This is a genomic window from Legionella bozemanae (genome assembly GCF_001648595.1).
In the GTDB taxonomy this organism is placed as follows: Bacteria; Pseudomonadota; Gammaproteobacteria; order Legionellales; family Legionellaceae; genus Legionella; species Legionella bozemanae.
Genome location: NZ_LBAW01000022.1, coordinates 1 through 22,427, shown reverse-complemented (window position 1 = coordinate 22,427; position 22,427 = coordinate 1). Strand labels below are relative to the sequence as shown.

Genomic DNA, 22,427 nt, shown 5'->3' with positions numbered 1-22,427 from the left:
TTAACTGATTTTGTTTTAATAATGAGTTATTTATACCTCATAAACAACAGTTTTTTTGATTCTTGATTTTTTAAAGCTTCAGCAACTTTTTCCAGTCTTTACCCGGATCAATATAGAGGAAATGAGGATGGTCATATACCTTGATGGTATTTAAGAAGGAAATAACATGATCCTCTTCACCTATTTTAAGTTTTTTCAATGCATACTTAAATGTATCAAGATGTTCTGTACATTTTGAAGACATTGAGGGAGCAAATAAAATTTTTTCACTCTCAGACCACTTATCATCACTAATAACCGCAGTTTCCGGAATTAACTTTTGAAGAATATAAGTGAGCATAATTTGTGTGCGACACCAGCCACCAGCACAAATTTTATATCCTCTTCCTGCTCATCTAATAATCCTTTAAACTTGGCTACTCGCTCTAAGCGATGCTTTATCCAAAGTACACATAGAATTAAAAATTTTACTAAATTCACTAAATGTCATATTCACATGAAAATGTTCATTGAACTTATCACAAAATTGCTTGAGTGTTATTTCTCCTACTCTTAAAGGCGCCCAAATTGTCAGCCATCCATTTCCAAATAATCTCGCCTGAAAGGTCTTCTTTTTCTGTGTTTTAAACCAATCTTGAAACCCTGACTTTTAATACATCCAGCTTTGAAGAAATAATTTGCCCTAAAGAAAATACTGCAACAATTATAATTACTCCGCCAATTTTTAAGACAAAATGATTTATCGCAATTGAAAAATGAACACAATAAACTTTACTGTTAAGACATATTGACACCGATATAAATAGCACACTGTTCTTGCCCCATATACACTTCAAAATCTGTCTCATATGCTCTGGAGATATTGGTTTGCGTATCAAAAAAATGCCAAATTGCTTGCCAGGTTTCGATGATTGTTTTGGGCATTGGACCTGTATTTTTAAAAATAAGATAATTCCCTTTTTTTATATTGACGCTATCACCATAACTTATTGTTTTCGAATCATTAACCTCTATCCCGGAAGTCACAGTATAAAAGCCCTTATCATCTGATTCATAATCAGAATAAACTCCATAAATCAGTGAATTAGGCTTTTGCGTCGCTATTTGTGACGTATGAAATCTCTCCCAAAGCGCAGGTAATCTTGCTGTTTGAGGATTAAATTCATCGATATTTTTGGTTCTCTCCCTTAGTCCCACTACGCTAAATGCTTCTACTTTAATAAGTTCTGGTGTAATTTTTCTCACAATGTCCTCGCTTTTCATTGTTATAACCATTGAGCCTGCATAGCAGTAGCTATAATTGATTTATCGTTTTCGCTCATTGGGATTAACCCATACCGCAATTGATAACCCCAATTTTTATTCATAATATCTTGTCAATTGCATTAGAGGTGTTACAGTCTAATCCAATTTAGTGACAGTTTTTGTCAGTAGAAGAAATCAACTCTTGCTAATTTCTTCAATGAGTTTTACTGTATCTGATGAAAGTTCAAATGAATCCAAATCTAAATCTTCTTTCATATGCTGCTGATTACTTGTACCCGTCAAGGGCACTATCCCAATTTGCAAGGCAAATCGAAAAATAATTTGTGGTATTGATTTCTTATATTGTTTAGCAAGTTCATGTATTTTATTAGTGAGTAAATAAGATTGATTTGCTGTCAATAAAGAAAACCCCTGATAAAGCATGTCGTGCTTTTTACAAAATACTCTGATTGAGGCATCCCAGTAACTGCTTGCAAAACATCGATTTTGCACCATTGAAGGCTTGATAACAGCTGCATTATAAAGAGTTTCCAGTTGCTCCAGATCCACATTGGAAACACCAAGCAACCTGATTTTCCCTTCATAATACAAATCTTCCATAGCCTTCCAAATATCTAAATCATCTTGTACCACTCCAGAATAATAAGTGGGTCCATGAAGAATATAAGAATCAATATAATCAGTTTGTAGGTGCTCTAAGGAACTTAAAAACGATTGTCTGACCTGATTTTTATAAGAATCAGTTTCATCATAAGGTTTGTTGTGATCTTGACTGGAGGCTGGAGTAAATTTTGTTTGTAAAAATAAATCACCACGACTTTTTCCTGTATTTTTTAAGAATTGCTGGATCCCCTGCCCAGCCCCTTCTTCAAAATAATGTTTCCGTTGATTTGCGGTATCAATTCCAAGAAATCCATTTTCCAATGCCTGAAAAGTTAGCATTTGGGTTTTCTCTTTTTTCCAGGCGGTACCATATATAAAAGATGGCACGCTAACATGATTCAGGTTATGTTTAAATGCTTCAAGCATGATATTTGTCACTAAATGTATGATTATAAGAATAGTTTTATAGTATTCTTTAAGAAATAAATCAATTAGTACTCACCTTCCAGGGTCTAATAAACAAGGGGTAGTTATGAATATTACGTTGATTGGTCTAGGCAAAATGGGTTCTGTTTTAGCTCAGCGACTATTGGCAGCCGATTTTAATTTAACCGTATTTAATCGGACAGCCGAAAAAATGATACCGTTAGTTAAAGCAGGCGCCAAAGGAGCAGATACTATTGAAGAGGCTGTAAAAGATGCAAAAATTATTATTACTTGCCTTCTTGATGATAATGCAGTTTTAGAAACAGTCAAAAGCTTTGTTCCGATGTTATCCCCTCAGGCTATTCATATAGGCGCATCAACTATATTGCCCGAAACATCAAAAAAATTAAGTGCATTGCATGAAAAACAGGGTAGTACCTATCTTGCAGCAAACGTTTTAGGTGTTCCTAAAGTCGCAGCACGAGGTGAGCTTACTACGCTTGTTGCTGGTCAGAAAGAAATAATTGAACAATGTAAACCAATATTTGCTGCATACTCCATCAAAGTTATTTCGGTAGGATCGCAGCCTTTTCAAGCAAATGTCATTAAAATATGCATGAATTATTTCCTTGTTACAGCAATAGAGGCTATGGGAGAGCTCTATGCATTTGCTGAAAAAAGCGAAGTTGATACCTCTATTCTTAATACATTGTTTCATTCTGTATTTGCTCATCCCGCATTTCAACTGTATGTCGATAAAATCAAAGAACGTGACTTTGATGATGTAAATTTTGATATGAAAGGAGGGTTAAAAGACTTAAACTTATTTCAACAAGCTTTTGCGCAGGTAGGAGTTGTTCCTGATATAGCCAATATTATCAAGGATAAATTTATTATCGCCTTAGCTCATCATATGGATAGCAAGGATTGGAGCGGGATCACGGAAATAACGCGTTTACAATCGAATATTGAATAAGCCAGCCTTTTAAAAAACCCAGACTCAGAGCGCTGGGTTTTCTCTTTTTAAAATCAAAAGAATAAATAAATTTTTATGATATATACTTGCATGATAGGGAAATAACAAGGATATTTTATGGAAAAAATTCACATTTCTAATTTAAAGCAAAAGGCATCGCGAATTTGTCTGGGAACTTGGGCTATTGGCGGTTGGATGTGGGGTGGAACTGACGAGCAGCAAGCCCTAAAAACCATTCACAAAGCACTCGAACTGGGCATCAATATGATTGATACTGCTCCTGTTTATGGTTTTGGGACTTCAGAAAAAATTGTAGGCAAGGCATTAAAAGAATACGGACATCGCGAAAACGTTATCCTTGCTACTAAATTCGGACTAGAATGGCACAATGAAAAATTAAACAGAAATTCCTCACGAAAACGTATCCAACAAGAAATAAATGATTCATTAAAACGATTGCAAACAGACTATATTGATATTTATCAAATTCATTGGCCCGATGACTCAACGCCATTTGAAGAAACCGCTCTTGAATTGATTTCCTTAATGAAAGAGGGAAAAATTCGTGCCATAGGTGTAAGTAATTTTTCAACAAAACAAATGGAAGAGTTTCTTGAGTTTGCACCGATACATACCTTGCAACCGCCTTATAATCTTTTTGAACGAGGTATTGAAGAGAGGATTCTACCTTTTGCTGAAAAATCTGGGATTATTACCTTGGCTTACGGTTCTTTGTGTCGTGGGCTCTTAAGTGGGAAAATGACTCTAGATACACAGTTTCCGGGCGATGATTTAAGAAATAATGATCCAAAATTTCAAAGCCCAAAATTCGAAAGGTATCTTAAGGCTGTTGCAGCCCTGAATGAATTTGCTCAAGCAAACTTCCATAAAAAAGTCTTGGCCCTCGCAATTCGCTGGGTATTGGATAAAGGTCATACGATTGCTCTTTGGGGTGCAAGAAAACCTGAACAATTAGCGAATATTAATGAAGTAATGGGATGGACTATTGATGCTGATGCCATGAAGCAAATTGATACAATTCTTGAGCAATTTGTTGCAGAGCCCGTTAGTCCTGAATTTATGGCTCCTCCTAAATGAGAATATATAATGTAGCCTGGGTGCAGCGCAGCGGAACCCGGGAGTGCTTGGCTTGATAAACTTCTCGATTCCGGGTTCCGCTGCGCTGCACCCAGGCTACAAACAGACGATCCACTTAATGGGACTTGCTCATCGTTATCAGCGCTTTCCATTTTTTTAAAAGGGCCTGACGACGCTCAGGATAATTCGTTTCTGTGAGATTTAATTCAATAATGCGATCAGTGCGAAAGTGTCGAAAATCTTGCCTTAGCTCGCACCACGCAATAAGAATACGAACTTGGTCAAAAAATCCCAGCGCCAAGGGCCAAATCATTCGTTGTGAAGAATTTTCATTTACATCTTGATAGGTCAATTGAAGTTTTTTCTCCAATCGTACTGCTTTTCTAATCAAAATTAAATCTGAATCCTTGCTTGTAGCGATATGTCCAGGAGCAATGAGAAGCCCAAAGATTTCTAATTGTTCACGTAATTCATTTGGAAGCACAGCTGCGATTTTGGCCAAGGCATTTTGTGCTGCAACCTTGAGTTGTGTATCCGTTCGATCTGCGACCCAACGGGAACCAAGAACTATAGCTTCGATTTCATCAACAGTAAACATGAGCGGAGGGAGAGTAAATCCTGGACGTAACACATACCCCATACCCGCTTCTCCCTCAATTGGAGCTCCTTGTCCTTTTAGCATAGAAATATCTCGATACAAAGTCCGAAGACTAATTCCTAACTCTTGTGCAAGTGATACTCCGCTTACTGGAAAACGATGACGTCTTAAGAGCTGAATTAAGTCCAATAATCGTTCAGTTCGCGACATTGTCAACAACCTTTAATATTGCAACGTAATTGTAGAAGCTGTATGTTGATCAGCATCGTTCAATACTTCTTCTTCAGCATCGAATTTTTGTAGAATCTTATCTGCTATTTCTTTTGCTTGTTTGTAGAGGGAAGAGGTAACATAACTTATGGGTAAATGGCTAAGCTCGGCCAAAAAGTGCTTGGCTGCAGTTAAATCCTTCAATCCAGCATCCCTTAAAATGGATTCGACAGAATCACCTTGATAGGCATTATTAATCATGGCCCCAGAGAACGGCATTAGCTTTTCTGCGACGAGTAAATTCAGTAAAGCCTCTTGATAGTTCTCCGCTTGATAATGGATGAGACAGAGAAGCAAGTAACCTGGAGTCCAGTATAATTCTGCAAGTTGTGTTGCATAAATCAAAGCCTGATTCAATTTATTCGACTGAAAAGCATCTAGATACAACGCATTGAGTGCAGGAAAATAACCAAGTTGTGCCGCACATTTTAAATAAGCCGGAGCATAGGACCTATAAAGTGGTTCCTCGGATGCATTATTAAATTTATATTGAGCATAAATATAAATTCCTTTAAGCAATTCAAAAGTATGTAATGTTACTTGTGGTTTATACTCATGCGCGCTCGCTGGCGCATCATCTTTTTTATCGGGGTTATGGCCACGGCCACTTAAGCGCCATCGTTCATTCCAAAAAGGGATTAAAACCGGAAGTTTGCAAAAGGCATCGAGCTTTGGATAAGTAAAAGTCGCTCTGATTAATACACCCAAGTCAATGTTTTTAATTAAGTTTACTAGAACTGCTGTATATGCCTCAGTAGCAGCCTTGCTTTGCTGTTGTTGCTCAATTAATACCAGCACAGGATAGAGCGTCATAAGCTCTTCTTGATTTAATTTTACAAATTCAGTGAACGGTATATGTTTCATAAACATACCTTTTTATTTGAACGCCATTGATTATAAAAAAAAGAGATATTTATTTCCACATTGTTTGTAATTTTAACTTTGTTAAATAAATATCTCTTAATTCAATTGGGCGCAACATTCGATTAAAAAGTTTGTACTGGAACGAGAGGCAAGGTTGTTTCCTCAACTTTATTTTTCTCCGTTGATTCTACTGATTTTTTAACAATAACAGGTAAACGAATATTTTCGTCAACTTCTGGAAGAAGTCGAACCGCTTCGTTAAATGAATCCTTCTTAACCGAGCTACTTTGAGAAACAGGTTTATAGAATCCAAATAACTGGCTTCGCTTAAGCACATTAATTGTTTCAGGAGAAAAGCCATCATCTTGTACTTTTTTTACCTTTCCTGTTTTTGGATCAGTTGGAATTTCTGTGACCATTGCTTTAGATTTACTTATTTTTTGAGTCATCATTTGACAATACTCAGGATTTGGAAGAGCTCCAAAGTGTTCATAGAGAAACTCTTCAAATCGTTTTGGCGACAAGCCAAAATCTGTGTTCGAGCGCTCGGCGATTAGCTCTTTAACAGCCTGATTTATCCTTTGAGCAGAAACAGAAGGATAACTGACTGTAAAAAAGACTGCAAGTTGCGTTGCATTCATCACGTTGACATTAAGACTGGATACAGTAGCTTTTCGTGTAACGGGATCTTGAAAAATTGGCATATAGTTTGTCAATGCACATACAGATGAAACAACGCCGCCGATAGTAATAGGTACTTGACCGCTTCGAGGTAAAAAGCTAGAAACAGTTGGAACGGTAGAACCAGTAGGAACAGTTGGAGCGGTTGGAGTAGTTTTGCTTTTATTATAATAAGTACCCTGTGCTGCTCCGATAATAAATACATCATTTTTTGCAGTAGACCATCCTAATTTACAACCTTTTTCACCTGTAACACAATTTTTATCGAAATAAGGAGTGATCTCATCTCTAAGGTCATCACTTATAATTTCAGGAAGCCCGCCTAATTCGTAGGGTTCTTGACCAATACAGTTGAATAAATAATCCACTGTAAACTTGTGCTTAGGTAGTTCATTTTCTTTTTCGGAAACTTCAATCAAAAGTTTTCCCTCCCCGCCTTGTTCATCAGGAAGATAAGAAATAGATGTGATCACTCCAGTGAGTTGTACTGATCGACTGTTGACGATAATTGCATTAACCCTTGGGCCTGCCTCGATAGCTAATTCAAAACCACTGCGGCCTACCCAAGCCACTGGTTTTGCAGTAAGTGCAGCAACTTCCATTGCCCATGCAGCAGTTGCACCTCCTCCATACACAAGAACAGTTTTATCTTTACACTTTTCAACCCCAGGTGTAAGGATATCGGTATAGTTTAAAACTCTGGCTTTTGCATCAGGTGTGCTCAGACCTTTTTGTAAATTTTCCTCAAGTGTCCTTGCTGGACCAGCACCAGTTGCAATGATAACTTTGTCTACGTCCAAAGTGTGACCACTGGTGGTTTTTATTTTTAAATGACCATCATCTTTTGTTCTCTCGATTCTTTTCACTCTTTCTTTACTGGCAATGAATACCTCTTTTCCTTTAGTGTGCAGAGATTCTACTGTCGCTTTCTCAAATTCGATCAGTCTGGACTGGTAATCATGAGAGTGTACATAGGCTGACATAGGTTGGTGTGGCAAGATCTTTTTTGTCTGATCATGCTCAGCAGGATCAATAAATTCGTAACTTGGTTCATGTGGCATAGCAAAAATATGATGAGGCTGGGCTAGCCTGTGCGCTGCAGTACCCCAGTAACCACGGTCACCTAATATCAAAACATGGGAATACTCTTTTTCAATATCTTGGGTGTAGAGATAGGTCAGTGCAGCGGTACCTCCACCGATGACAACTAATACCTTACCCCCGGTTTTAGCAGACCTCTGAAACTCTTCTATAGAACCTACTGTATTTTTACTTTTTGTGCCATGTTCTATTTTATCTTTGGAAGCGATAGATTTGTCAGTAGAAAGAAGAGACTTAATTTGTTCATGACTTTGCATAATTACTGTCCTGGGTAACGATTTGCACAAAATAAAATCATTTTGACATAAAATTATTAATGAAATATTAAGCCAATCTCTTTTGATAGATTTTTTATCTGAGCTGTTTATTGCAGAAGCAATAAATTAGTTAAAAATAGGAAATCCAGGGCGGGGCTAGAACATTATGAGTGCGGTCAAAGGATTGCTGTAAAAATCTGCAAACTACTTTCGATGTCTCTGGGATTAATTCAACATCCCCTCTATTCTCCTTATAATGCAAATGGTATTGTACAGGTCTATAAACTTTAGGACTGTTTAAGATCAGAGAGCATCAATCTGATCGTAGGGAAAACGAGATGATAGAAAGTATTCATGATTTGCAAATTAAGAAACTTCATTTTATTTCTCTATTATGTCTCATTTCACTTGTATGCTCGTGTCCTGTATTTGCGGCACATAAAGTCATCAATTTAGATATTGCTTATAAAACAGTCTATTTTGCTAAAAAACCAGCTCAAGCTATTGCTGTAAATAATCAAATTCCTGCACCTACCTTACATTTTAAAGAAGGTGATCAGGTCACTATAAATGTTTACAATCACCTTGATAAAGGGACGGCTATACATTGGCATGGTGTGTTAGTTCCCTGGCAAATGGATGGTGTGGAAGGTGTATCTCAAACTGAAATTCCTCCAGGTGGTGTTTTTCACTATCAATTTACTTTAAAGCAATCCGGTACGTATTGGTACCATGCCCACGCCGGCGTAGAAGAGCAACAGGGTTTGTATGGAGCATTTTTGATTGATCCCCAAAAACCATCTCCATATGCTTATACTAAAGATTATGTGATCGTCTTATCCGATTGGATTAATACAAAGCCTGAGCAGGTTTTAGCCAATCTTAAAAAAGATGGCGATTATTATGCTCCTCGTTTTCCGCTACAACCCTCACTAGTAAAATTTATTCATGATTATCAAAATGCATCTAAAGAAGAACGACAAAGTCTTCTTGGTGATTATAAAAGCATGCAACAAATGCGCATGAGCATTTATGATATAAGTGATGTCGCTTTCGATGCATTTTTAATGAATGGCCATCCTAACGCGGATCCTTGGACCGCACCAGTGAACGTTGGCGATATTGTACGTCTACGGTTTATTGATGCAGGCAGTAGTACGATTTTTCGGGTCAAAATACCTGGCTCGAAAATGAAGGTCGTACAAGCTGATGGAAACGATGTAAAACCCTATCTTCTTAAAGAATTAACCATTTCACCCGCCGAGACTTATGATGTTTTAGTAAAAATAGAAAAAAATGAACCTTATATTATTTATACAGGTTCAAAAGATACAGTGGGAACTGTATATGGTGCTTTAAAAACAGCACCAGATCAAATCGTTAATTATAGCCAAGTAAAACCTTTTCCTGAGCCCATTCCTGTCACTCGAGAAATGATGAATATTATGATGGGAGGCATATATCGTGGCACCTTACCCATAAATCAGCAAAAACCAAACGCATCAAAGTCACCAATGAAGCAAAAGCACCCCATGAACATGAAAATGGACCATAGCATGCCTATGAATCACTCCGTGAATATAAAAATGGACCATACCATGCCTATGAATCATTCCATGAGCATGAAAATGAACCATAACATGCCTACAGAGCCGACCCGATTTAAAGATACGATATCCCCTTCTGATTCATCCTACATGACCTCACTGGAAACTAAGTATCGCGATTTAACTGCTGCAGTTCCAACCAATGATCCCAATAAACCTATAGAGGGAGTAATTAATTTGGAATTATTTGGCTACATGGGGCAATTTATTTGGTTTATTAACGGAGTTCCTGGATATAAGGCTAAGCCTATACCCTTAAAACCGGGCAAACGTTATCGTTTTGTATTTACGAATACGTCCATGATGCATCATCCAATGCATATTCATGGCCATTGGTTTATTCTACGTACAGGAAAGAATGCCTTTGATCCTTTGAAACATACGCTTGATGTTCCACCGGGGGGTACCCTAACTGCTGATGTAGATACTGATGCAAGTGGCCAATGGTTTTTCCATTGCCATATGCTTTATCATATGATGACCGGAATGAACCGAGTCTTTCAATATACAACCCTAATTGAAATCGCTGAACATAAAGCCAAGCCAGAAGACATTGAGAAAAATACTGATTATTATAATCGCCCCATTATTCGGGTCGATGAAGCAATCAGACCGATTAACTTGCATTTAGTGAAACATCCTATGGCTCATGGTGGAGGCTTTTGGTTTGCTACTCTTTTGGATGTAAGTGCCAATCCTCTGCATAATGCGCAACAACTTACTTACAAGGGTATGTATGGCCCTGACTACAATAAACTGGAATTATTTATCAATGACGCTGAAATTTATAAGAACACTGCTGAAAACGCTGATATTGATATATTTTACTGGCATTTAATCAGTCAATTTTGGGCGGTTAAAGGAGGCGTGAACTATTTTAATCAACCCGCCACCAGACCTTATTGGCAAGCAGGTATTGGCCTGGAAGGGTTAATGCCATTTTTTATTGACACGGATATAAGAACTTATTTTTATGGTGGGAGTGCCAAATTTGATATTGAACTATCGCGAGATACCCAAATTACCAATAATTTCTTGATCAGAACAGGTATACGCAGCATTTTAGCAACCAAAACGGTAGTCAACGCTCAAATTGGCAGTGGATTGAATCAAATGCGTTATACTGTAAGGCCCTATTATCGTCTTATGCCCGGCATCAATTTATTTGTTGAATATGAAAACGAACATGATTATGGTACGTTTAAAACCTTTGAAGACACAAGTACTACCCCTGATATCTCCAATACAGTTTCTTTAGGGGCCTCTTTCCTCTTTTAAAATATGGGAGGGGTTGTTCCATAATATCACCCAGCAGGCTACACTACGTTTAAAAAATTGGAACTATGGATGTCTACATTAAGAAATACACAAGGAATACTCATTGAAAAAGCAAATAAACTCTTTGATGTTCTGAGCAAGCTAATCCTGTTGCTCATGATTATATGTGCTTTTGTTCCTCTCTCACCCAAAATGCCAGCCCCAGGGATTGATCCTTCATGGGCACTAGGTTTAAATCAAGCAGTTGCTCAAGGGTTAGCTTTTGGTAAAGAGATAATATTTACTCTGGGGCCCTATGCATCTCTTTATACAAAAACTTATCACCCAGCAACTGATCTTTTGATGATTACTGGATGTCTTTATTTGGCTCTATCCTATTGGATTTACTTTCTTTTTTTAATAAAACCAAGTCGATGGTACTGGACTCTAATTTATTGTGTGCCATTTTTAGGTATGATGTATGCCCGAGACTCTCTATTTTTTTCTTATCCCTTACTTGCAGGATTGCTCAGCTTTAAGATCCTCTTTTTAAAGAACAAAATTAAAAGTCATCATCTTCTGGTATTTACTTTTTTTCTATTTGCTCCATTTGGTTTAATGGCATTAATCAAGGGCTCAATGCTTATTATTTGCCTTCTAATGCTTATCGTTTGTTTTATTTTTTTTCTTGCCTACAATAAAAAAGAGCTGGCCTTGATTTGCCTGGCCGCCCCATCAGTATCAATCATTATATTTTGGCTTACAGTAGGACAACCTTTATCTTCTTTACCTCAGTACCTCACCAGCTCCCTCTTTATAGCGTCAGGATTTACTGAGGCAATGTCTTCTGATGGCAATATGAAAGAGGTCTTTTTTTATTTACTTACTTGTTTATTAATTTTCTTAGCCATTTCATGGCAAAAACAAATACCTCCTGGTAAAAAAATATTCTTACTGAGCGTGTATTTTGTTTTTTTATTTGTTTCTTTTAAAACAGGTTTTACGCGTCATGCGGGTCATGCATTTATACCAGGAACTTCTATTTTGCTTGCAGCCCTGTTTTTACTTTTTATTTTTAATTCATGGGTCAGTTATTTACTTATTTTTGTATCATTAAGCAGCTGGTATTATATTAATAGTCAGTATACCCATATATCAATTTACGATAATTTCATTTCTACTTATTCTACTGCATCGCATGGTTTAAAAAGCAGAATACAAGACCCTTCCTGGCTTGAAAAAAACTTTACTTTTACGATGAACTTCTTACGCGAGCAAGCTGGCTTCCCTATTTTACAGGGAACTACGGATATTTACTCATACGATCAAACTTACTTAATCTCCTCGCAAAATATTTGGTCACCACGCCCAATTTTCCAGAGCTACTCAGTTTTCAATCAAGACTTAGCTGAAGACAATAAAAAGCATCTGCAAGGAAAACATAGGCCCGATAACATCATTTTTAAGATTGAACCCATTGATCAACGAATACCCTCACTGGAAGATGGCGCAAGCTGGCCCTTGCTACTCACTAATTATCAGCCTGATCATTCAACCAATGATTTTTTGTTTCTTCATAAAAAAGAGAATCCCCGTCAGACAAACCTTACTTTATCAAAAAGAGAGTCCCATGTTCTCGGAGAACAAGTTGATATACCTGAAAAACAACTGCTGTTTGCTAAAATTGAATTAAAACCAACGGTATTAGGCACTTTGGCAACCATTCTTTTTAAACCCCAACAATTGCAAATCACTTTGAAGTTAAACAATGGCGCCACAAAGCAATATCGTCTTGTTGCAAACATGGCAAAATCAACTTTTCTGCTTTCGCCCCTAATTGAAGATACTCTTGAGTTCTCATTACTTTATAAGAAAAATAATGAATTAAATGCAAAAAAAGTAAAATCGATGGTTATTGCCACAAGTCAGAGAAATAATTGGCATTGGAATAATACTTATACCATCGATTTTAAGCATATTGCTGATTAGAGGATAACTTTTCACAAGAAAAAGTATCCCTCTCGTGAGAAAGGGGGGATTTGCTCGCTTTGATACTGAATCAAAATATCTAAAACTCGCTTATTTTTGTAAAGGATATCCTTCATCAAGCCAACCTTGTAAACCGGTTTCCAATGAGGAAACATTGGCATAACCCATTTTTTGCAAGTTGTCTGCAGCAAGAGCACTCCGAAAGCCACCACTGCAATATACAATCACTTGAGTATTTAAATCAGGAATTTTCTTTTCAATATCCCGCTCAATAACCCCCTTGCTTAAGTGGATTGCCGTTGAGATAGAACCTGTTTCCCATTCATTAAGCTCGCGTACATCAACTAGTTGCATGGGTTCATGACGGTCAATTTTTTCTTTTAATTTTTTGGGGGATATTTCTTTAATACGTTTTTTGGCTTCTGTTACCAGTGCCAAAAATCCCTGTGAATGTTGTTTCATTTGCTTCTCCTGTTTTTTCCGTAATTTATAACAATTTTCATTAGAATGGCTAATAGCATAAAATTAGCTGAGGAGTTGGAGCAACAGAAACAATTATCTCCATAGAGTTAAGCTAAATCACGTCTAGAAGTTGGTCATTTATTGTGACCAACTCAACTCCCAGGTTGAATCATTTACGAATTCGCTTATACCAACTTTTTATCTCAGGCCAAAAAGCAATTACACTTATAATAAGGGTAAACAAAATAACTGCAATTACCATTTGCACGACTGGGAACTTCAGCTCTTCTCGTCCCACAAACCAACTTGCAATGGATCCTGATATCACAAAAAGCAATCTTAAAAGCCACTGAAACATACATAACGCTCCATATAAATTTATGTTTTTAAAATTACATTCAATGTATGTTTAAAAGTATTATTCATTTCCTTAACAATCCATAAAAACTCTGTTTTGAGGATGTCGGAAAATTGATTCAATTTCATGATTTTTTTCTTCGCGCATATAATAAAGCCATGACACATGATGCTTTACGCGATAATTCATCGCTGCCTCGGCTGGTAAGAATAATGGGAACATGAGCTCCTAATACCATACCCGCAGCTTCAATGTGTGATAAGTAAGTCATTTGCTTGTAAAGCATATTACCTGACTCAACATCAGGAACGACTAAGATGTCTGCATTACCAGCCACTGGAGAAAAAATACCTTTTGTGCGTGCTGAATCCATAGAAATCGCATTATCAAATGCTAAAGGACCATCTAAAACCCCTCCAGTTATCTGTCCACGCTCAGCCATTTTACACAGAGCCGTAGCATCGAGCGTCGATGGGATTTTTTCATTTACAGTTTCAACTGCTGAAAGGATTGCAACATTAGGTGTACCTAATTCGAGTGCATGGAACAGATCAATTGCATTTTGTACTATGTCGCATTTTTCTCTGAGAGTGGGAAAAAGATTGATTGCTGCATCAGTTAAAAAAATGGGTTTGGGATAATTAGGCATTTCAAGAGAAAATACATGACTCATACGACGGCCAGTTCGTAAACCATTTTCCTTGGCAACAATTGGCTTCATCAACTCTTCCGTATGAAGTTTACCTTTCATTATTGCTTCAACTTTGTGTGTCACAGCTAATTTTACTGCTTTTTCAGCAGCTTCTGTACTATGCTCCGTTGCAACAAGCTCATATGACGAAATATCAATATTAGCTTCTTTTGCCGCATCAAGAATTTTTTGCTTCGGGCCAACAAGAACGGGAATAATTAAACCTTCTTCGGCAGAAGCAATTGCTCCTTTAAGCGACAAGACATCTACCGGATGTACTACAGCTGTTTTAAGCGGTTTTAGTGAGTTTTTCGCTGTGATTAAGCGATGATACCAATGCTCCTGTTTGGGTTTCAGCTCTACTGTGGGTAGTTCAATACGTTTTCTCTTTATTTTAGTGGTCGGCGCAATAACCGTTGCAAGACCGCTAATCACTGTTTTTCCCAATTGATTGACCCCTTTACAAACAAGCTCAACAATATTTTTTTGGGGTATTTTCTTCACTACTTCAAGTGTTACGGTAATTGTATCGCCGAGACTAACAGGGTGTTCGAATTTTAAAGTTTGATTTAAGTAAATGGTTCCAGGTCCAGGGAGTTCAGTTCCTAAAACAGTAGATAAAAGTGATGCCCCCCACATTCCATGAGCGATGATTTTATGAAACATATCATTTTTAGCATATTCTGCATCCACATGCGCAGGGTTTACATCGCCTGACATGATAGCAAAAAGCTCGATATCCTCTAGGGTTAATGTGCGTATTAGTTGTGCTGATTTGCCGATTGTTAGCTCGTCAAAGACCTGATTTTCAATATAGCTCATCTGTATGCCTACAATAAGTAAAAATTTATGCAATAATTTGAAAAATTATCGCATTTAAAGAGAAGGATCGTGCCTCAAAATCAAGTTGAGGCACAATTATAGATTTATTTCATATGTTCGATTTTTATGTCTCGAGCTTTACCTTTAGCTTCTGCTTTTTTAGGTAGATCAATCCAAAGCATTCCTTTTTTAAAAGTAGCTTTAGCCTTATCAATATCTACTGTTGAAGGTAATGAGATTGAACGTTCATATTTACCATAACCAATTTCACGGAAAATATATTTTTTATTCTCATTTTTTTTAGAAGTCGATTTTTCACCTGTAATAGTAAGTACATTTCCGCTAAAAGACACATTAATATCTTTTTCATCCATGCCAGGCATTTCCATTTGAATAATAAAATGATCCTTATCCTCAACAACATCCATTGAGGGCATAAGGTTCAGACTCTCAAATTGTGATAAATTCTTATTTGACGCAAACATATCATAAAAATCATGAAATGCTTTATCAACTTCCTGTTGAAGGCTCAAAAAAGGATTATGAGGATGTTCGATTGAAAAAGGATTTCCTTTTTTCCATTTTAATAGCGTGTTCATGTTATAGCTCCGTCTAAAGTTATTTTGTTCCATTAATAAGATTTGTAAAATACACCAACTACAGTTTGATACACAAAAGTAATTTGTCAAGTCGAACAATTTCCATTATTTAGTCTACAGTTTAAACAATATATTTTATTTATTATTCAGTACGATCTAGGGAAGAGATGATTATGATGCATGCTATGGTTATGGAAAAATCAGGACAAAATTTAATTTATAAAGAAGTAAAAAAACCTGAACCCAAAGAAAATGAAGTGCTTATTAAAGTGCAAACCTGCGGTATTTGCCGAACGGATCTGCATGTTGTAGATGGAGAATTAAAAAACCCCAAACTGCCTCTTATTCCAGGTCATCAAATTGTAGGCATCATTGAAAAAATTGGCGCTTCAGTCACTAATTTTGTAATTGGACAGCGAATTGGAGTTCCCTGGTTAGGCAGGAGTTGTGAGAAATGTTCATTTTGTTTATCAGGACGTGAAAACCTTTGTGATGAGGCTCGTTTTACTGGTTATCAAATTGATGGCGGATTTGCGGAATATTGTGTGGCTCACCACCAATTTTGTTTTCCCATACCCGATGGTTATTCCGAACAGCAAGCCGCCCCTCTTTTCTGTGCTGGATTAATTGGTTATCGTGCTTTGTTGAAAACAAACAACGCCAAGCATTTGGGAGTATATGGTTTTGGTGCAGCAGCACATATTCTTATTCAAGTAGCACAAAAACAAGATAAAAAGATATACGCCTTTACGAGCCCTGGAGACGAGCAGGCTCAGGAATTTGCTTATAAATTAGGCGCAGCTTGGGCTGGAGATTCAGACAAACCCGCTCCACACCCATTAGATGCCGCCATCATTTTTGCTCCTGTGGGGGATCTTGTTCCTCTCGCACTTCGCAACACAATCAAAGGTGGAATCGTAGTCTGTGCCGGAATCCACATGAGCGACATCCCAAGTTTTCCTTACAGCATTCTTTGGGGAGAACGAACTCTTTGTTCTGTCGCGAATCTCACCCGACATGATGGCGAAGAGTTTTTATCATTAGCCCCAAAAATTCCTGTTAAAACGGAAGTTCATACTTATCCATTAACTGAAGTGAATCAGGCACTTGCAGATCTACGTCATGGACGATTTACAGGAGCAGCAGTGATTACGATCTAAAATCAACAAAATATCATTCACTTTAAAAACAAACATATTTCTTGATTTGATACATAAGATTTGGGACTATCCAGATCCAGGATCTCTATTTTTTATTAAAGGGAATTATTATGTTTCAACAAGCAATAGTACGAATACCATCACCCAATTTGATTCATGGATTAACCTCTACAATAGATTTAGGCCAACCTGACTATGTAAAGGCTCTGGAACAACATCAAAATTACATTAATGCGCTGACTCACTGTGGCCTGGAAGTAACTGTTTTACCTGCAGCAGACACTTTTCCTGATTCATGCTTTGTTGAAGACCCTGTGCTTCTTACAAAACAATTCGCACTCCTTACTCGTCCTGGAGCCCTATCAAGACAGGGAGAGGTAAAGCTAATTGAACCATATATCCAAACCATTTATAAAGGACGAACCCATAAAATAGAAGCTCCTGGAACATTGGAAGCAGGAGACGTCATGCAAGTGGAGGATCATTTTTATATAGGCATTTCGCAGCGCACTAACAGAGAGGGTGCGAGCCAATTATCAGCCTTGTTGGCTCAGTATGGCTACAAAAGTACATTGGTAGATCTTAAAAAATTTCTACATCTAAAAACGGGAGTTTCCTATCTGGGAAATAGATGCTTGCTGGTCAATGGTGAATTAGTGAATCATCCTGCTTTTAACGCATATGAACAATTAATTATTGATGAAAATGAAGCTTATGCAGCCAATTGCATTAGAGTCAATGACAGTGTTATTATGCCCCAAGGCTTCTCTCGTTCCATAGAAATGGTTCGGAGTTCAGGTTTTCAAGTTATCCTCGTAGATGTGAGTGAGTTTCGTAAAATTGATGGTGGTTTAAGCTGTTTATCATTGAGATTTTAATGAATAAAAACCGACCATTTTTAGTTTGACCCTAATGACCGTGAGCTCCGTAGACAGCATTCGTAATTTACCTGCTGCAGCATTAGTTGTAACAGAGATTTTCTGGCATTTTGGCTTAGCCTTTTTTTCTTTTTATTACCCAGTGCCGTTATTTCAGGATGGTTTTCCTCTAAGCCTCACGAAGGAGTTTATGGGTGGGTAAAAAGTAGTCTCCTGGATTAATATAAAAAACTTAATTATTATATGTTTGGTGCTTATTACTTTCTTATCTATTTTATGGAAGAAAATTCTTTTTCGTAAGGTCATAGATAAATCACTGGAAATACAACCAGATTGGCTAATCATCTATCAAATCACTAGATTAACATCTTGATTTCTCTGATTATTACTAAAACAAACGCTTTACTTCAAGTTCAAAAAAGTTTATAATTTGTACAGTACCTATATACTGGAGTTCTTCCGTGGCCAATACATCACAATCTGCCCCAATGGCTTTGACTTCAAGCCAACTTGAAAAATGGTTTGCAAACATAGAAAAAGGCAATGGACGCACTACAACCGAAACAAACTCTTCTTTAGCAGCTCAATTTCTTGCTCGTTTTGGACTACAAGATGCCACACAGGTCATTGAATTTCTTAAAACAGTGGGCGGTAACGAAACCATAAATATGATCGCCCAAGAAATTATGAAGGAAGAAGCACAAATCCAATTCATTAGGGAAAAAAATGCAGAAGAACTGCTCCGACAACAACAGTTACTTTTCCTTCTTATGTCATTAATTGCAAAGAGTAAAGCACAAGCAGAACATGTGAGCGAGCAAACGCAACAACAAAACGATCAAAAACTTAAAGAAGCAAGAGTTGAAGGGAAAAAGGAAAGCCGTTCTATTGCAACGCATATGGCTGACGCCAACGCGCGTGCCAATAAGCTGCAAGAGCTTGATAAAGAACTAAGAAAACTAGAAAATGACTTACAGGAAGTAGAAAAAGAGTTAGAAGCCATTGAAGAAGAAGTATTATTAATGGAAGATCGTCATGTTCATATCACTGACGATTTGGATCTGCTTAACACTTATCTGCAATTACCTCTAGTCAATAATCAGCCAATACCTCATGCCCATGTACATCAGCAAATAGCGACCTTGTCCGCGCAGCTCGCAGCGCTTAGAGCACAACAAGCAGCTCCAATTCCTGCCACTTTCAGTGATACCACACAATTACAGCTGACTAAATTACGTATTGATAAAAAAATCCGCATGTTGGAAGATCGACTTTCCTTTCATCAAGCTCAACTTCAACAGCCCCCTCAGACTTCTGAGCAAGTATTTCAACAGTTACTTGAGCGAGTCAAAGCTCAATTAAATGAACCAGAACATATATATGAATCGCCCACACACCGTGAACGTGAAGAAGAAAGTCTAAGATTGCAAGAGCGTGGGTTTTCTCAAGCGCTGCAAGTTTTGAGAAACGAAAGAATTCTTCTTAACTCTCAGTTAGAACGAGTTTACGATTTCAGTCAAGCACAATTAATTATTGATCCAAGTCATATGTCTCGTTATCGACGATATGGTGATTCGTATGCCTATTTTTCAGAGGATATAGCTCCCGAACGCGAACGTCAATTAAGCGAACAAGATTGGTTGCAAGCAAAACTAAACTATGAGACCTCAAGACCTCATATTTGTACTGTTAACTTTTTCTACAATGATCAAATGAACCGTGAAGTAGAGTCACTTAAGGAACGAACTCAATTTTGCCAAAGCCGTGCACAAGACTTAATGAGTCGTATAGAGAAAGTTCAAACAACTAAATTGCAACTTCTACCAGAAAAAACGCCTTTTAGCATGACACCAAAACCGCAACCTAAAAGCAGTTATTCACTCATGTTAGAACGTTTAGTCCCATCTCATGCACCAGCTCCACGTCCGCAAGATATTCTCAACGCACATAAAGAACTTGAGGCAGTGGTTCCATCTCATAATAAAGATGCATTACATAAACTAATTGATGAAGTGAGACCCGATGAAATTATGGCCCCAGAAATAAGATTTAGTTGGTTCAACAGATTTAAGAGCCTGATGCCTAATGTCCCCGTACCTGTACCCGAAGTAGAAGAAGAATCAAAATTAAAATATAAAAAATAATAGTACTCAAAACAGCAGTTGCATCCAACATGTTTAGATGAATCCGAGACATTTATGTCTCGGATACCTACCCTACACTTTATCATGCGCTTCTTTTAATCAATACATTCTTACTTGCCCGGTGTTACTCTTTTTGATAATTTGTTTGACAAGAATTAATACTAATTGGTATCATCAGGATAATTAACAATTTATTTTTCACTCTGCAATATATATGAACAATAGCTCGGGACATCCAATTCTATTAAGCAGCTCTGCTGGGTTGGTGCGTGCTATTGTTTCTATAGTTTCAGTTGTAGTGGTGGTCGTGGTGTTCCTCTCCTCGCCCTAGAGTTGTGTTTTTGATTATTCAGCCTCTCTAGGGGGAAGGCCGAATAATCAAGTGACACGATTTAACAATATTGAGGAGATTCACCATGGGAAACGTACTTGATGCAGATGCATCACAGCAACAAAAAACAATAACCTACCGCGCTCTTTTTATTATTAGTTTATGCGCTGCATTTTTATTTTATAAATACATTCTCCAAAATTTTCCAAGTGTAATGCCTCAACAACTGATGGATGCATTTAATCTACAGGGATTAGGCCTTGGTGTTTTATCCGGTGTTTATTTCTGGACCTATCTTATCGTACCTCTATTTGTAGGAATTGTCCTCGATCGTTATGGTACACGCTGGGTTACAACAGGAGCAATTTTTTGCTGTGCCTTTGGAATTTATATTTTTTCTCAGGCTCAAGAATTAAATACTGCTATTTGGGGACGTGCTTTGACTGGAGTTGGCGTTTCTTTTGCTTCCATCGCCTATTTCAAATTAGCAGCAGTATGGTTTCCCAAAAAATATTATGCTTTATTGACATCATTACTTGTTACTGCCGCAATGGTAGGAGCAATTTTTGGACAAATGCCGCTTGCATGGTTGATTAGTCAAGTAGGCTGGAGACCCAGTTTAGTTTATATAGCCTGGATGGGTATCATATTAGCCTTCTTGTTCTTTTTTATTGTTAAAGATAAGCCTTCTTTCTTCATTGAATCATCCGAATCCAAAACTCGTCATGTTTCTAAAAACCCACATGTATGGCAAGATATTTTATTAATTGTAAAAAACAAACAAAACTGGTTGTTAACTGGATATAGTGGTTTAGCATTTTCTCCCATAGTTATTTTTTGTGGTTTATGGGGAAATCCTTTTTTACAAAAAGCGTATCATTTAGATAAATTAACAGCTCCATCTCTTATTTCTTTAGTATTTGTAGGATTAGCTATTGCATGCCCTGTGTTTGCTTTATTTATCAATCGCATACAAAATCGCTGTGCATTTATGTTTTATACCACTTTAATTTCTGCTTTATCCATTAGTTTGGTCATCTACGCGCATCCTATGCCAATTTGGTTATTGAGCGTATTACTTTTTCTCTTTGGTTTTAGTTTAGGAGCATTTCCAATAGTATTTGTGATTGGGAAAGAATCAAATCCCTTATATCTGGCAGGTACAGTAACTTCTCTAATCAATGCAAGTGACGCTTTTCTGGATGCAATTACTGAGCCTGCAATAGGAAAACTACTGGATATTTTTAGCAACGCGGGTACTTCTCATGATTTTTCATTATCTGGTTATCATATTGGTTTAGCTGTTTTACCTTTATATCAAATAATTGGGGCATTTTTAATGAGATGGGTCAAGGATGAACATCGTGTAGTTCATTAAAAATTGATCAATTAAGCCTCAGTTGAGGCTTAATGAATCCATTTTCTAAAAATCTTATTCTGTACTCCCAATATGAACATATACCCAAGCAAATACACCCGAAGCTAACTTCACTTTAATCCGTTTATAGTCTGCAACTTCATAAGAATCTGCTTTCTTTAACTCCTCAATACTCACATCAAATACCATGCCTTCTATACTATCTGTAGATTTTCCAGTATAAGTGATAATGGGATGCTCCTCTTCACCGCTGGTAGTAATAACATTGGGATCTTTGATCTTTATTTTAGACATACCAAATTCAGGAAGACTATCTACTATTCCATGTAGTTTTCGTCCAAAATTACTCAGTTGTACTGCCTCATAACGTAACGTGCCATAGGAAAATAATTTTTCAGTATTCATTGCTTCTACTCATCAAAATAATAGGTGATTATCCATATTTCTTTAGCAATAACAAGAGGACGATGAAAATGCGGAGTAAGCGCATCTATTTTTGTTTACTTGCCATGCTGCATGCACGGGGCTGAATGAAGACCAATGTTGGATTCCGCGCATAAAGCCTGTACGATCCCCACAAAATTCAAAGAAAGACTGTAGTGGGGGTCTGT

The 22,427-nt window shown here is 37.2% G+C and carries 19 protein-coding genes; 8 read left to right on the top strand and 11 right to left on the bottom strand.

Annotation, left to right across the window (positions count from 1 at the left end; translation table 11 throughout):
• Positions 1-70: 70 nt before the first annotated feature.
• From A8O27_RS14405 to A8O27_RS14395, 3 genes are all read right to left on the bottom strand, one after another.
• Complete coding sequence (locus A8O27_RS14405; protein ID WP_058459945.1) at positions 71-340, bottom strand: hypothetical protein; 270 nt, start codon at positions 338-340, stop codon at positions 71-73.
• A 437-nt stretch (positions 341-777) separates the two neighbouring features.
• Positions 778-1,263 carry a GyrI-like domain-containing protein gene (locus A8O27_RS14400; RefSeq protein ID WP_058459946.1) on the bottom strand — a complete coding sequence of 162 codons (486 nt, stop codon included), beginning with the start codon at positions 1,261-1,263 and terminating at the stop codon, positions 778-780.
• Between the two features lie 177 nt (positions 1,264-1,440).
• A complete protein-coding gene (locus tag A8O27_RS14395; RefSeq protein WP_058459947.1) occupies positions 1,441-2,295 on the bottom strand; it encodes an aldo/keto reductase family protein in 855 nt (284 codons plus the stop codon).
• Positions 2,296-2,401: 106 nt separating this feature from the next.
• On the opposite strand from A8O27_RS14395, the gene A8O27_RS14390 reads away from it, so the two are divergent.
• Both A8O27_RS14390 and A8O27_RS14385 read left to right on the top strand, forming a co-directional pair.
• On the top strand, positions 2,402-3,271 hold the full coding sequence (locus tag A8O27_RS14390) for an NAD(P)-dependent oxidoreductase (protein WP_058459948.1): 870 nt from the start codon (positions 2,402-2,404) through the stop codon (positions 3,269-3,271).
• 117 nt (positions 3,272-3,388) lie between these two features.
• Positions 3,389-4,369, top strand: coding sequence for an aldo/keto reductase (locus tag A8O27_RS14385; protein ID WP_058459949.1), 981 nt, complete (start codon positions 3,389-3,391; stop codon positions 4,367-4,369).
• A 115-nt stretch (positions 4,370-4,484) separates the two neighbouring features.
• On the opposite strand, the gene A8O27_RS14380 is transcribed toward A8O27_RS14385, so the two are convergent.
• The 3 genes from A8O27_RS14380 to A8O27_RS14370 all read right to left on the bottom strand — a co-directional run bounded on the left by A8O27_RS14380 (position 4,485) and on the right by A8O27_RS14370 (position 8,140).
• On the bottom strand, positions 4,485-5,177 hold the full coding sequence (locus A8O27_RS14380) for a helix-turn-helix transcriptional regulator (RefSeq protein WP_058459950.1): 693 nt from the start codon (positions 5,175-5,177) through the stop codon (positions 4,485-4,487).
• Positions 5,178-5,189: 12 nt separating this feature from the next.
• Positions 5,190-6,101: a DUF5630 domain-containing protein gene (locus A8O27_RS14375; protein ID WP_058459951.1), complete on the bottom strand. Its 912-nt coding sequence runs from the start codon at positions 6,099-6,101 to the stop codon at positions 5,190-5,192.
• Positions 6,102-6,223: 122 nt separating this feature from the next.
• Positions 6,224-8,140 (bottom strand): FAD-dependent oxidoreductase, encoded by a 1,917-nt coding sequence (locus A8O27_RS14370; RefSeq protein WP_058459952.1) that lies wholly within the window; start codon positions 8,138-8,140, stop codon positions 6,224-6,226.
• Positions 8,141-8,478: 338 nt separating this feature from the next.
• On the opposite strand from A8O27_RS14370, the gene A8O27_RS14365 reads away from it, so the two are divergent.
• Together A8O27_RS14365 and A8O27_RS14360 are read left to right on the top strand one after the other, a co-directional pair.
• On the top strand, positions 8,479-11,025 hold the full coding sequence (locus tag A8O27_RS14365; protein ID WP_058459953.1) for a multicopper oxidase domain-containing protein: 2,547 nt from the start codon (positions 8,479-8,481) through the stop codon (positions 11,023-11,025).
• A 69-nt stretch (positions 11,026-11,094) separates the two neighbouring features.
• Positions 11,095-12,993, top strand: a complete 1,899-nt coding sequence (locus A8O27_RS14360) for a hypothetical protein (RefSeq protein ID WP_058459954.1) — start codon at positions 11,095-11,097, stop codon at positions 12,991-12,993.
• 90 nt (positions 12,994-13,083) lie between these two features.
• Here A8O27_RS14360 and A8O27_RS14355 read toward each other — a convergent pair whose 3' ends face one another.
• The 4 genes from A8O27_RS14355 to A8O27_RS14340 all read right to left on the bottom strand — a co-directional run bounded on the left by A8O27_RS14355 (position 13,084) and on the right by A8O27_RS14340 (position 15,925).
• Positions 13,084-13,455, bottom strand: a complete 372-nt coding sequence (locus A8O27_RS14355) for a rhodanese-like domain-containing protein (protein ID WP_058459955.1) — start codon at positions 13,453-13,455, stop codon at positions 13,084-13,086.
• A gap of 169 nt (positions 13,456-13,624) precedes the next feature.
• The gene (locus A8O27_RS14350) at positions 13,625-13,813 is read right to left on the bottom strand and encodes a hypothetical protein (RefSeq protein WP_058459956.1); all 189 of its coding nucleotides are present in this window, start codon (positions 13,811-13,813) and stop codon (positions 13,625-13,627) included.
• 124 nt (positions 13,814-13,937) lie between these two features.
• Entirely contained in the window at positions 13,938-15,326 is a 1,389-nt protein-coding gene (locus A8O27_RS14345; protein ID WP_058459957.1) for a bifunctional enoyl-CoA hydratase/phosphate acetyltransferase, read from the bottom strand.
• Between the two features lie 104 nt (positions 15,327-15,430).
• Entirely contained in the window at positions 15,431-15,925 is a 495-nt protein-coding gene (locus A8O27_RS14340) for an Hsp20/alpha crystallin family protein (protein WP_058459958.1), read from the bottom strand.
• Positions 15,926-16,101: 176 nt separating this feature from the next.
• On the opposite strand from A8O27_RS14340, the gene A8O27_RS14335 reads away from it, so the two are divergent.
• The 4 genes from A8O27_RS14335 to A8O27_RS14320 all read left to right on the top strand — a co-directional run bounded on the left by A8O27_RS14335 (position 16,102) and on the right by A8O27_RS14320 (position 21,816).
• Entirely contained in the window at positions 16,102-17,085 is a 984-nt protein-coding gene (locus A8O27_RS14335) for a zinc-dependent alcohol dehydrogenase family protein (RefSeq protein WP_058459999.1), read from the top strand.
• Positions 17,086-17,195: 110 nt separating this feature from the next.
• Complete coding sequence (locus A8O27_RS14330; RefSeq protein ID WP_058459959.1) at positions 17,196-17,963, top strand: dimethylarginine dimethylaminohydrolase family protein; 768 nt, start codon at positions 17,196-17,198, stop codon at positions 17,961-17,963.
• A gap of 461 nt (positions 17,964-18,424) precedes the next feature.
• A complete protein-coding gene (locus A8O27_RS14325; protein WP_058459960.1) occupies positions 18,425-20,107 on the top strand; it encodes a hypothetical protein in 1,683 nt (560 codons plus the stop codon).
• Between the two features lie 416 nt (positions 20,108-20,523).
• On the top strand, positions 20,524-21,816 hold the full coding sequence (locus A8O27_RS14320; protein WP_058459961.1) for an MFS transporter: 1,293 nt from the start codon (positions 20,524-20,526) through the stop codon (positions 21,814-21,816).
• A gap of 54 nt (positions 21,817-21,870) precedes the next feature.
• Here the strand turns inward: A8O27_RS14320 and A8O27_RS14315 are convergent, their stop codons facing one another.
• Positions 21,871-22,221, bottom strand: a complete 351-nt coding sequence (locus A8O27_RS14315) for a gamma-glutamylcyclotransferase family protein (RefSeq protein WP_058459962.1) — start codon at positions 22,219-22,221, stop codon at positions 21,871-21,873.
• Positions 22,222-22,427 lie beyond the last annotated feature (206 nt).

What these genes read in the sequence shown, in the direction of transcription:
- A8O27_RS14395 (WP_058459947.1), bottom strand. Translation starts at nt 2,295, where the DNA reads ATGCTTGAAGCATTTAAACATAACCTGAATCATGTTAGCGTGCCATCT.
- A8O27_RS14345 (WP_058459957.1), bottom strand. Translation starts at nt 15,326, where the DNA reads ATGAGCTATATTGAAAATCAGGTCTTTGACGAGCTAACAATCGGCAAA.
- A8O27_RS14320 (WP_058459961.1), top strand. Translation starts at nt 20,524, where the DNA reads ATGGGAAACGTACTTGATGCAGATGCATCACAGCAACAAAAAACAATA.
- A8O27_RS14315 (WP_058459962.1), bottom strand. Translation starts at nt 22,221, where the DNA reads ATGAATACTGAAAAATTATTTTCCTATGGCACGTTACGTTATGAGGCA.
- A8O27_RS14340 (WP_058459958.1), bottom strand. Translation starts at nt 15,925, where the DNA reads ATGAACACGCTATTAAAATGGAAAAAAGGAAATCCTTTTTCAATCGAA.
- A8O27_RS14380 (WP_058459950.1), bottom strand. Translation starts at nt 5,177, where the DNA reads ATGTCGCGAACTGAACGATTATTGGACTTAATTCAGCTCTTAAGACGT.
- A8O27_RS14365 (WP_058459953.1), top strand. Translation starts at nt 8,479, where the DNA reads ATGATAGAAAGTATTCATGATTTGCAAATTAAGAAACTTCATTTTATT.
- A8O27_RS14405 (WP_058459945.1), bottom strand. Translation starts at nt 340, where the DNA reads ATGCTCACTTATATTCTTCAAAAGTTAATTCCGGAAACTGCGGTTATT.
- A8O27_RS14400 (WP_058459946.1), bottom strand. Translation starts at nt 1,263, where the DNA reads ATGAAAAGCGAGGACATTGTGAGAAAAATTACACCAGAACTTATTAAA.
- A8O27_RS14370 (WP_058459952.1), bottom strand. Translation starts at nt 8,140, where the DNA reads ATGCAAAGTCATGAACAAATTAAGTCTCTTCTTTCTACTGACAAATCT.
- A8O27_RS14355 (WP_058459955.1), bottom strand. Translation starts at nt 13,455, where the DNA reads ATGAAACAACATTCACAGGGATTTTTGGCACTGGTAACAGAAGCCAAA.
- A8O27_RS14360 (WP_058459954.1), top strand. Translation starts at nt 11,095, where the DNA reads ATGTCTACATTAAGAAATACACAAGGAATACTCATTGAAAAAGCAAAT.
- A8O27_RS14330 (WP_058459959.1), top strand. Translation starts at nt 17,196, where the DNA reads ATGTTTCAACAAGCAATAGTACGAATACCATCACCCAATTTGATTCAT.
- A8O27_RS14375 (WP_058459951.1), bottom strand. Translation starts at nt 6,101, where the DNA reads ATGAAACATATACCGTTCACTGAATTTGTAAAATTAAATCAAGAAGAG.
- A8O27_RS14350 (WP_058459956.1), bottom strand. Translation starts at nt 13,813, where the DNA reads ATGTTTCAGTGGCTTTTAAGATTGCTTTTTGTGATATCAGGATCCATT.
- A8O27_RS14385 (WP_058459949.1), top strand. Translation starts at nt 3,389, where the DNA reads ATGGAAAAAATTCACATTTCTAATTTAAAGCAAAAGGCATCGCGAATT.
- A8O27_RS14335 (WP_058459999.1), top strand. Translation starts at nt 16,102, where the DNA reads ATGCATGCTATGGTTATGGAAAAATCAGGACAAAATTTAATTTATAAA.
- A8O27_RS14390 (WP_058459948.1), top strand. Translation starts at nt 2,402, where the DNA reads ATGAATATTACGTTGATTGGTCTAGGCAAAATGGGTTCTGTTTTAGCT.